The organism is uncultured Campylobacter sp. (assembly GCF_938040115.1).
GTDB lineage: Bacteria > Campylobacterota > Campylobacteria > Campylobacterales > Campylobacteraceae > Campylobacter_A.
Genome location: NZ_CALHXD010000003.1, coordinates 1 through 7,394, shown reverse-complemented (window position 1 = coordinate 7,394; position 7,394 = coordinate 1). Strand labels below are relative to the sequence as shown.

Annotated in this window: 7 protein-coding genes; all 7 read right to left on the bottom strand. The window is 47.6% G+C overall.

Going from position 1 to position 7,394, the window contains the following annotated elements; translation table 11 throughout:
• Window positions 1–159: 159 nt before the first annotated feature.
• The 7 genes from Q0314_RS00090 to flgA all read right to left on the bottom strand — a co-directional run bounded on the left by Q0314_RS00090 (window position 160) and on the right by flgA (window position 7,281).
• Window positions 160–1,329 carry a pyridoxal phosphate-dependent aminotransferase gene (locus Q0314_RS00090; protein ID WP_298055088.1) on the bottom strand — a complete coding sequence of 390 codons (1,170 nt, stop codon included), beginning with the start codon at window positions 1,327–1,329 and terminating at the stop codon, window positions 160–162.
• A 20-nt stretch (window positions 1,330–1,349) separates the two neighbouring features.
• Window positions 1,350–3,185, bottom strand: a complete 1,836-nt coding sequence (gene speA / locus Q0314_RS00085) for a biosynthetic arginine decarboxylase (RefSeq protein WP_122873894.1) — start codon at window positions 3,183–3,185, stop codon at window positions 1,350–1,352.
• Window positions 3,178–4,425 (bottom strand): histidine--tRNA ligase, encoded by a 1,248-nt coding sequence (hisS, locus tag Q0314_RS00080; protein ID WP_298055085.1) that lies wholly within the window; start codon window positions 4,423–4,425, stop codon window positions 3,178–3,180. The genes speA and hisS overlap by 8 nt, the downstream gene beginning before the upstream one ends.
• On the bottom strand, window positions 4,418–4,996 hold the full coding sequence (gene tmk / locus Q0314_RS00075) for a dTMP kinase (protein WP_298055082.1): 579 nt from the start codon (window positions 4,994–4,996) through the stop codon (window positions 4,418–4,420). Before tmk ends, hisS begins: the two co-directional genes overlap by 8 nt.
• Before the next feature lie 2 nt (window positions 4,997–4,998).
• Window positions 4,999–5,466 (bottom strand): pantetheine-phosphate adenylyltransferase, encoded by a 468-nt coding sequence (coaD, locus tag Q0314_RS00070; RefSeq protein ID WP_298055079.1) that lies wholly within the window; start codon window positions 5,464–5,466, stop codon window positions 4,999–5,001.
• An 82-nt stretch (window positions 5,467–5,548) separates the two neighbouring features.
• Window positions 5,549–6,478 carry a UbiX family flavin prenyltransferase gene (locus tag Q0314_RS00065; protein ID WP_298055076.1) on the bottom strand — a complete coding sequence of 310 codons (930 nt, stop codon included), beginning with the start codon at window positions 6,476–6,478 and terminating at the stop codon, window positions 5,549–5,551.
• Entirely contained in the window at window positions 6,475–7,281 is an 807-nt protein-coding gene (gene flgA / locus Q0314_RS00060) for a flagellar basal body P-ring formation chaperone FlgA (RefSeq protein ID WP_298055073.1), read from the bottom strand. The genes Q0314_RS00065 and flgA overlap by 4 nt, the downstream gene beginning before the upstream one ends.
• Window positions 7,282–7,394: the final 113 nt, after the last annotated feature.

Below are 7,394 nucleotides of genomic sequence, written 5' to 3'. Positions count from 1 at the left end.
TGTTTTCATAGCTTTGATTTTCTCAAATAATTTAGGCGACTTAAATTTTAACGTGGAAAAATTTGAGATGAAGGGGGAGGGTCAAATTTAGCAGAAGTAAAAAAACCCAAATTTGACGCCGCAAATTTAAGCCGCGTCAAATTTGAGTCAAAATTTACGCTATTTTTTATAGCTTTTTACGAATTCGCCGATACGCTCGATGCCTTTTTTGATACTATCTAGATCGGTCGCAAAAGAAAACCTAAAGTATCCATCCATACCAAAGCCAACGCCCGGCACCACGGCAACTTTCGCCTTTTCTAGCAGCTCTTTGCAAAATTTCATGCTATCAGGCTCAACCTCGGAGCAGTTTATAAAAAGATAAAACGCGCCGTCAGGCTTAAGCACGCTAAGTCCAGGTATAGCGTTTATCATCTCAACGCCTAGGTCGCGGCGCTTTTTAAACTCGCCCTTCATATACGCGATGTCCTCGTCGGCTTTGCCGAGCAGCGCAGGGATGGCGCCGGCTTGCGTTAGGGAGTTTATGTTGCTCGTGCTTTGGCTTTGTAGCTTGTTTACCGCGGCGTTTAGCTCTTTAAACGGGCTAGCCATGTAGCCAAATCTCCAACCCGGCATCGCGCCGCATTTGCTTAGGCCGTTTATCGTGATCGTGCGGTTAAACATATCCTCGCTCACCGCCGCAGTCGCGACGAATTCGCCCTCGTAGTTTAGCTTTTCGTACATTTCGTCGCTAGCTACGATGATTTTCGTGCCTTTTAGCACTTCGCCCAGCGCTTCGAGCTCTTTGCGGCTATATATCGCGCCCGTCGGGTTGCAAGGGCTGTTTAATACTAAAATTTTAGTTCTAGGAGTGATCGCCGCCTTTAGCTGCTCGGGAGTGATTTTAAAGCCGGTCTTTTCGCTAGTTTCGATAAAAACGGGGTTGCCGCCGCTAAATTTGACCATCTCCGGGTAGCTCACCCAGTACGGGCTTGGTACGATGACCTCGTCGCCCTCGTCGATTAGCGCCTGAAATACGTTAAAAAGCGAATGCTTGGCGCCGACGTTGGTTATGATTTGATTAGGCGCGTAGTCTAGGCCGTTGTCGCGCTTTAGCTTTGCGGCGACCGCCTCTCTTACCTCGGGCGTACCCGCTACGGCTGTGTATTTGCCGCAGCCTTTATCCAGAGCGGCTTTTACCTCGTTTTTGATGATCTCGGGCGTGTCAAAGTCCGGTTCGCCCGCGCCAAAACTGATCACGTCCTCGCCGCGGGCTTTCATCTCTTTTGCCTTGGTGCTGATTTCGATGGTTAGGCTCTCGCCTAGCACCTGAACTCTTTTTGATAGCATTTTTACTCCTTTTTGTAAATTTAAGATATAGTTTTTAGATAGCCGTTATCGTTTAAAAACAGATACATTTCGCCTAAAATTTGCTTGCGCTGCGAGTCGGTTACGAGCTTTGACTTTTCGATGCGCTCGTTTAGGATGTCCTGGATCTCGTAGATGTCGTAGTCCAGATCCTCCATGATATCAAGGATCGACTGGCTCTCTAGTAGGTGCGACACCTTAAATCCCTCTGCGTCTATCTCGATAGTAGCTTCGGTCGGGTGGGTAAAGAGATTGTGTTTCATACCCAGCACCTCCTGATACGCTCCGACTAGGAAAAATCCCAAAAAGTACTCCTCTTGCTCCACATCTACGTCGTGCAAAAACAGAGGATTTTCCTCGTCGTCAAAGCCTATCTCGCCGTCGCTATCGCAGGTGATGTCCCACAGCGACGCCGAACGGGTAGGGCGCACGTCCAGGCGGTCAAGCGGCATGATAGGGAAATTTTGCTTTAAACCCCAAAAATCAGGCAACGACTGAAAGAGGGAGAAGTTTACGAGATAACGCTCCTGCGCCTCCTCTTGCAGCTTTAAAAGCTCGGCGTTGTGCTGTTTGGTGCCTAGGATCTTGGCCGCTTTTTTGATGATTAGGTGGGTTAAAATTTCAGCATTCGAGCGATCTTGCAAATCGACGTAACCCAGATCAAACAGCGTGAGTATACTCTCCATATGATCGATGCTGTCGTGCAGATACTCTATCGCATTTGACGGTTTTATCGTGCTTAGCAGATCGTTTAGTTCGGTGATTAGCTGAGGATTTTTCTTTTTTAGTACGAGCTTTTCCTCGGTGTAGTCCTGGCTAAAGAGCTCCAAAACGGGAGCAACCAGCACCGCGTGCGAAGCCGAGACGAAGCGGCCGCTCTCGATAAAGATATCTGGCTCCACCTCGTTTCGCTGCGTCGCCATCGTCTTTAGCAGATAGACCACGTCGTTGGCGTATTCGCTAAGCGTATAGTTTCGGCTCGAGTTTTCCTTAAACTGCGAGTACTCTATGGCTAGACCGCCGCCTAAATTTATGGCTTTTAGGTTTTTCGCGCCCATTTTTCGCAGCTCGGCGTAGATGTTTCCTGCTTCGATTAGAGCCTTTTTTAGCGGGTGGATTTCGGTGATTTGCGAACCGATATGAAAGTGGATCATATTAAATCGATCGAGCAAATTTGCCTCTTTTAGTAAATTTACCGCTTCGATTAGCTCGGTTGCCGTTAGGCCAAATTTGGAGTTTATGCCGCCGCTTTTAGCCCAGATACCAGATCCGCTGCTATGCAGTCTGATACGCAGACCGATGTTTGGCTTTGGCGCGAAACGCTCTTTTGCGATGGCGATGATAGCCTCAAGCTCGTTTAGCCCCTCGATCGTTAGCGTGATGTTGTGCCCCATTTCGGCCGCGATAAAACCGATATTTATCATCTCTTTATCTTTAAAGCCGTTTACGGTGATCGGCGCGCCTTCGTTATTATACGCCATCACCAGCAGTAGCTCCGCCTTTGAGCCCGCCTCCAGCCCGTAGCCGTACTTTTGGCCGTGACGGACTAGGTTTTTTACAAAGCCCGGATATTGGTTTACTTTTAGCGGATAGACGGCGTTAAAGCTACCTTTGTAGCCGAATTCGTTTTTCGCGCTCTCAAAGCTTTTGTAAATTTGCGAAATTTGCTTGTGTATGAGGTGAGGGAAGCGCAGCAATAGCGGGCCTCGGTAGCCTTCGCTCCTGATGCTTTTTACGATGTCGATGATGGCGGGTTTTGAGCCGGTATTGACGCAAATTTTACCGTTTTCGACGATGAAGTTATTATTTCCCCATAAATTTAAACCGTAATCATACATTTAAAATCCTTTTAAGTTCCGCCTCCAGATCTGCCAAATCAATCGTTTTTTCAGCCTTTTCGCTCAGATCTTTTAGCCAAATTTTGCCCGATTTTAGCTCGTCCTCTCCGACGCAAAGGCAAATCCTAGCGTTTGCGTTATCGGCCGCATTTAGATGCTTTTGTAGTTTTTTAGGCTCGTAGCTCACGAGAACCGGGAGGCTTTTTCTTAAATTTATCGCTATTTTATAGACCACGTCCACGCCATCGGCATCCATCGCGCCGATATATACGCCGCCTCTTGCGCTTTGGCTCTCGCGGCCGCCTAGGATTTCCATTATGCGCTCGATACCCATCGCAAAGCCCACGCCGTAGCTAGCCTTGCCGCCTAGGTACTCGACCAGTCTATCGTAGCGCCCGCCGCCTGCGACCGCGCTCTTTGCGCCGATCTCGTTTGAAACGAACTCAAACGCCGTTTTGCAGTAATAATCAAGCCCGCGCACAAGCTTTGGATCTATCTCAAATTCCACGCCGTTGCCGCTTAAAATTTCTTGCAGCTTTTTAAACTCGCCTGCGCATTCGTCGTTTAGGCTACCGATTATCATCGGCGCGTTTTCGTAGATTTTTTGGCAGCTTTCTACCTTGCAGTCTAGCACGCGGATAGGGTTTGTGAGCTTTCTGCGCTTACAGTCCTCGCAAATTTGACCCTCGTGCTCGTCTAAAAATTTAACCAGTTTTTGCCTGTATGCGCCCATACTAGCGGCATCTCCGAGCGAATTTATAAGTAGCTTGGTTTTGATACCTAGCCGCGAGAAAATCTCGTTTATCATCAAGATAACGCTCGCATCCTCATAAACGCTAGGCTCGCCAAAGCACTCGCAGCCAAACTGATGAAACTCGCGCAAACGGCCTTTTTGCGGGCGCTCGTAGCGAAACATCGAACCGTGATAAAAGTACCGTCTCACGCCGCCCGCGCGGTCAAATTTAGCCTCGATAAAGGCGCGCACGACGCCGGCTGTACCCTCGGGACGCAGGCAAACGTCGTTACCGCCCTTATCCTCAAACTGATACATCTCCTTGCCCACGATGTCGCTACTCTCCCCGACGCTGCGGCGAAAAAGCGCCGTCTGCTCCAGGTGCGGAGCCAGCACGAACTCGTATCCGTAGTTTTTCGCGACCTCTTCACAGATTTTGATTATCCTCTCGTAAAGTCCCGACTGGGGCGGCAAAACGTCCTTCATCCCCCTTAATGCGCTAATCATTTATAAACTCCTTTATCAAATTCGTTATTTTTTCTTTGTTCCAGGCGGCATCGATCGTGACGTAGCAGACGTCTAGTTTTTGCAAAATTTCCTCCATCGCGTCCTGCACTCTTAGCAGATAATCAAATCCGCGAGCCTCTATGCCGTCCATCTGCGCGCGCGAGCCTAGGCGCGATCTTAGCGTGCTTTCGTCCGCTTTAAAAAATACTATTTTTTGCGGAAAATTTCCTTGCAGGGCGAATTTGTTTAAATTTAAAAGCTCCTCAAAGCTAAAATTTCCGCCCGCCAGCGCGTAAGCCATACCGGAGACAAAGCCTCTGTCGCTCAAAATCATCTTATCTAAATTTGGTTTTATTATTTTACCGAAATGCTCGGCTCTATCGGCCAAAAATAGCAAAATTTCGGCCCTTTTATCCAGGTCGTTTTCCTTTAGTAAAATCTCGCGCAAATTTTCGCCAAGCTTCGTGCCGCCGGGCTCTTTGGTTACGATGGCTTGCGGGAAAGCAGCCGCCAGCCGCGCTATCTGCGTACTTTTACCCGCGCCGTCGATACCTTCAAATAAAATATACAAATTTAGCCTTTCAAAGTTTCTAAAATTTCGCTTGGGACCAGCTTGCTAACGTCGCCGTCGTGGCTAAGAACGGAGCGCACGATCGAGCTTGAGATAAAGGCGTTTTTGAGGCTTGGCATCAGATAAACAGTCTCAAGCTCCTCCCATAGCGTGGCGTTTGCGTAGCCGATTTGCAGCTCGTACTCAAAGTCGCTGACCGCGCGAAGCCCGCGGATCACGACGTTTACGCCGCAATTTTTAGCAAAATCAACGAGCAGGTTATCAAAACCGACGACCTCGACGTTTTTTAGGTCTGCCGTTGAGATTTTTGCCATCTCTACGCGTCTAGCCAAGCTAAAATATGGCTGCTTGCTCTCGCTTGCCGCAACCGCGACGATAACTTTATCGAAAATTTTGGCCGCGCGCTTGATGACGTCCAGATGGCCGTTCGTGACGGGATCAAAGGTGCCGGGATAGATACAAGCTTTCATTTTTTGCCTTTAAATTTTAAAGGATGATTTTACTATTTTATGCCTAAAACAGGACTTTATCTTGCGAATGGCGCAGCTGTTTTTAGCTCCATCTTTTGTAAATTTGATGCTCGAGTCCGAGCAGATCAAGCCACTTGCCGATGATAAAATTTTCCATATCCTCAAGGCTATTTTGAGCCGAATAATATCCCAAAACTGGCGGCGCGATAACGGCGCCGAGCGCGGAAAGCTTGGCCGCGTGCTCGAGCGCTAGCGTAGAAAACGGCATCTCTCTAACGCCCAAAATCAGCCTCTTTCGCTCCTTTAGTGCGACTGCGGCGGCGCGAGTTATCAGCGTGTCGGCAAAGCCCGCGTGGATTTTAGCAAGGGTGTTGATAGAGCAGGGCACGACGATAGTAGCGTCTATACCAAACGATCCCGAACTTGGCGCTGCGGCCAGATCGGAGTCATCGTGGATAACGGCGTGATTTTGCAAATCTTGCCAAATTTGATAAATCTCGTCTTTTTGTGCGCTGTTTTTATCAAATTCGCTTTTGTTTTGAAATTTACGATCGTCAAATTTACAAATTTGCTCGTTTATGTCGTCAAGAGCGCAGTTATCCAAAGCGTCAAATTTTAAAATATTATCGCCCAAATTTTGTGCTTTAACAGCAAATTTACCATTTTCATCTTGCAGCTTGTCTCCGCAATCAAAGTCCAGCTCGCCTTGTGCGGAGCTAAAATTTACGCTTTTTTCGTCTTTGTTTCGGCACGCCTGCGAGTCGTTTTCTCTATTTTGCGCCGAAATTTGAAAATTTAGGTCCGCAATGTTTTTGTCGCCGTGATTTTCGTCAAATTTAGCCGCCGCGTCGTTTTTATAAAGAATATCCGTCAAATTTAGCTCTTTTTCCAGTACGTTCATCGCGTTTTTGCTCACGCACAGATGCAACTCGCTTCTTTTTGCTATCTCGCTGGCGAGCTTTAGCCCCAAATTTACGCCGCTTGCGCCGCTAATGCCTAGAAAAATTTTCATCTTATCATCACCTGTTTTTTTGAAACGATTTGAGCGTTAAAGACCTTTTTATCGTTGTTTTTGACCTTGATCGTCTCGCCTAGATTGCCGTTTTCTAGTGCCGTGACCTCGACGATGATACTGAGCGCCCCGTCGCTAAGCACCGCATTTACGCGCTCGCCTTTTTTGATGAGCGGCAATGGCGTAAACTGCCGCAGCCGTAGCACTTCGCCGCTTTTTATGTTTTGCTTTGTCGCTAGCCTTGCGTTTGGCGCCTCGCCCATCATATCGGGGCTAAACTCGCCAAGCTCGACCCAGTCTTTTGCAAAGTCGTCTATACCTAGCATCTGGCGCGTCGCGAGTGGCTTAGTAGCCCGCAAAACAGGCATTTTTGCGCTAATCTCGTATCTAAAAAATAAGCTTGGCTGCGAGCCGTTTGGCGTGATAAAACTAGCTCTAAAGCTACCTTTTGGATTGATTTTATTTACGTAAATTTTGTCAAATTTGTATTCGTGGAAGTTTTTAGGAAGTTCATTTTGAGGTTCGATGAGCGGAAATTTTACAAATTGCAACCCCTTAAACTCGCCCGAAACCTCTTGTAAAAAGGCGCGCTGCACGAGAGCTAATGCATCGCAGTTTTTGACAAATATCGTCTCTCCGCCGCTTTTATCCTCAAGCTCTAGCCCATATTTTTTTAAAATTTCAGCTAAGTCTCGCGAATTTATTTTTGCGGCTTTGTTCTCGCCTAAATTTAAAATCTCGTCGCTTTTGTCCGTAAAGCCCAAGTCCGCAAGCGTGATTTTGCCGTTTGAAACGCAATACATCGGCCAAAGCGCTAAATCTGACGAAAATAAAAAAATGGGAAAAAATAGTAAGAAAAAAATGGAGCGGGAAACGAGATTCGAACTCGCGACCCCAACCTTGGCAAGGTTGTGCT

What these genes read in the sequence shown, in the direction of transcription:
- Q0314_RS00090 (WP_298055088.1), bottom strand. Translation starts at nt 1,329, where the DNA reads ATGCTATCAAAAAGAGTTCAGGTGCTAGGCGAGAGCCTAACCATCGAA.
- speA (WP_122873894.1), bottom strand. Translation starts at nt 3,185, where the DNA reads ATGTATGATTACGGTTTAAATTTATGGGGAAATAATAACTTCATCGTC.
- hisS (WP_298055085.1), bottom strand. Translation starts at nt 4,425, where the DNA reads ATGATTAGCGCATTAAGGGGGATGAAGGACGTTTTGCCGCCCCAGTCG.
- coaD (WP_298055079.1), bottom strand. Translation starts at nt 5,466, where the DNA reads ATGAAAGCTTGTATCTATCCCGGCACCTTTGATCCCGTCACGAACGGC.
- Q0314_RS00065 (WP_298055076.1), bottom strand. Translation starts at nt 6,478, where the DNA reads ATGAAAATTTTTCTAGGCATTAGCGGCGCAAGCGGCGTAAATTTGGGG.
- flgA (WP_298055073.1), bottom strand. Translation starts at nt 7,281, where the DNA reads ATGTATTGCGTTTCAAACGGCAAAATCACGCTTGCGGACTTGGGCTTT.